The sequence below is a fragment of the Nocardia wallacei genome (assembly GCF_029869545.1).
GTDB classification, from domain to species: Bacteria; Actinomycetota; Actinomycetes; order Mycobacteriales; family Mycobacteriaceae; genus Nocardia; species Nocardia wallacei_A.
Window position 1 is genome coordinate 1 of the sequence record NZ_JARWQD010000134.1, and the last position, 2,498, is coordinate 2,498.

The window sequence follows — 2,498 nt, forward strand, 5'->3', positions numbered from 1 at the left end:
CCGCGAAAACTCCCCCCCCGCTCTCCCGGCCTAGCGGGGGGGGCGAAACCGGCTGGGCCCCGCGGCCCCTGCACCGGGGGTGCCTGGGCGCATTACCCCGCCCCGCTTCGACGTCAGCGCCATCCCGGTCCGGGAGTCGCTGCAAACGCTGATCGGCGAGGGCCTGGTCGAGCACCGCCCGAACTTCGGGTACACGGTCACCCGGCTCACCGCGGCCGAGCTGCGCGAGCTGTACGTGGTGCGCGAGCAGCTGGAGTCCGCGGCGCTGGCGGCCGCGGTCCGGCGCGCGGGGGCCGAGGACCACCGCCTCGCCACCGAGGCGCACGCCCGGCTGGAACGGGCCGTCCTCGAGGAGGATCCGGCCGCCTACCATCGCGAGACCCGCACCTTCCACCTCGCCCTGACCCGTCCGTCCGGCATGCCGCGGCTGGTGCACATGCTCGAATTCGCCTGGAACATCACCGAACCCGTGCAGCCGATGGTGCACGTGAGCGCCGGGGAGCGGGCGGTGCTGCACGCCGACCACAGCCGCCAGCTCGCGGCGTTCCTGGCCGGGGATGCCGAGGCGCTGCTGGCGGCGACCGAACAGCATCATTCCCGGCTCAATCACGTGGTCTCCGGGTTGCCGACCGATATCGGACTGTTCGCCGATCCGGCCGCTCCGGAAGATATATAGTTCTCGCAACAAACAGGCAATACCGGCTCGCTACCGTCGTCCGAATCACGCTTCACCCCGCCGCCGCGGGACAGATCGATCGGATGTGCGACATGACCGAGACCGACGCACCGGCACTCGCCACCGGCCGCGAGACAGGCCGGACCCCCGGCACATCCGCGGACACGACGGCGGCTCGGCTGGGCGATTCCGCTCCCGACTACGACCCGCGGCTGACCAACGAGGATCTGGCGCCGCTGCGGAAGCAGACCTGGGGCGTCTACAACATCTTCGCGTTCTGGATGTCGGACGTGCACAGCGTCGGCGGGTACGTCACCGCCGGGAGCCTGTTCGCCCTCGGCCTGGCCAGCTGGCAGGTGCTGGTCGCGCTGGTGGTGGGCATCGGGATCGTGAACGTGTTCTGCAATCTGGTCGCCAAGCCCAGCCAGCGGGCCGGCGTGCCGTATCCGGTGATCTCCCGCGTCGCGTTCGGCGTGCTGGGCGCCAATATTCCCGCCATCATCCGCGGCACCATAGCGGTCGCCTGGTACGGCATTCAGACCTTCCTGGCCTCGGCCGCCCTCGATGTCGTGCTGATCAAGCTCTTCCCGGACCTGGCCCCGTACGCGGTCGTGGAGGACTACGGGTTCCTCGGGCTGTCGGCGCTGGGCTGGGGCAGCTATCTGCTGCTGTGGGTGCTGCAGGCCTGTGTGTTCTGGCGCGGCATGGAATCCATCCGCAAGTTCATCGACTTCTGCGGTCCCGCGGTGTATGTCGTGATGTTCGCGCTGTGCGGGTATTTGATCGCCAAGGCGGGGTGGGGCGCGATCGACCTGAACCTGGGCGGGGTCACCAAGACCGGCTGGGCGTCGGTGCCGGTGATGCTGGGCGCGATCGCGCTGGTGGTGTCCTACTTCTCCGCGCCGATGCTGAACTTCGGCGACTTCTCCCGCTACGCCCGGTCCTTCGGCGCCGTCAAGCGGGCCAACCTGCTCGGCCTGCCGGTGAACTTCCTGGTGTTCTCGCTGCTGGTCGTCGTCACCGCGTCACTGACCGTGCCGGTGTACGGCGAGCTGATCACCGATCCGGTGGCCACCGTCGCCCGCATCGACAACACCTTCGCGATCGTGCTGGGCGCGTTGACATTCACGGTCGCGACCATCGGCATCAATATCGTCGCCAACTTCGTCTCCCCCGCCTTCGACTTCTCCAACGTGAATCCGCAGAAGGTCACCTGGCGGGCGGGCGGCATGATCGCCGCGGTCGGCTCGCTGGTCATCACGCCGTGGAACCTCTACAACAATCCCGACGTCATCCACTACACGCTGGAGACGCTGGGCGCCTTCGTCGGACCGCTGTTCGGCGTGCTGATCGCCGACTACTACCTGGTGCGCAAGCAGCGCGTGGCGGTCGACGACCTGTTCACGATGTCCGAGCGCGGCACCTACTGGTATCGCAAGGGGTACAACCCCGCCGCGATCGTGGTGACCGTGATCGGCGCCGTCGCCGCGATGTTCCCGGTGATCACCGGCGGGAAGCTCACCGGCATGCACACCGCGGCCCAGTACTCCTGGTTCATCGGGTGCGCGCTGGGCCTGCTGCTGTATCCGGTGCTGGCCACCCGCGGTCGCTTCCGACTACCCGCTGTTCACTTCGAAACCCGTTGAGGATCATGAGAATTCGTGTAATCAACCCGAACACCACGGCCGCCATGACGGCGGTGATCGACCAGTGTTGGCCGGGGGGGGCGGGGCCCCGCCGCGGGGGGGGGTGAGGGGGCCCGAGACAGGGGCCGCGGGCCCAACAACGCCCCCAAACAAACCGGCGCGCGCGGGCCCCCCGC

2 protein-coding genes are annotated in these 2,498 nt (G+C 68.7%); both read left to right on the top strand.

The annotated features are described in order from the left end of the window. Nucleotides 1-79 precede the first annotated feature (79 nt). Nucleotides 80-676 carry a GntR family transcriptional regulator gene (locus tag QH290_RS10620; RefSeq protein WP_280382713.1) on the top strand — a complete coding sequence of 199 codons (597 nt, stop codon included), beginning with the start codon at nt 80-82 and terminating at the stop codon, nt 674-676. A gap of 92 nt (nt 677-768) precedes the next feature. Then, nucleotides 769-2,322, top strand: coding sequence for an NCS1 family nucleobase:cation symporter-1 (locus QH290_RS10625; protein WP_280382714.1), 1,554 nt, complete (start codon nt 769-771; stop codon nt 2,320-2,322). Nucleotides 2,323-2,498: the final 176 nt, after the last annotated feature.

Coding starts and splice junctions, on each gene's coding strand:
- QH290_RS10625 (WP_280382714.1), top strand. CDS start 769: ATGACCGAGACCGACGCACCGGCACTCGCCACCGGCCGCGAGACAGGC.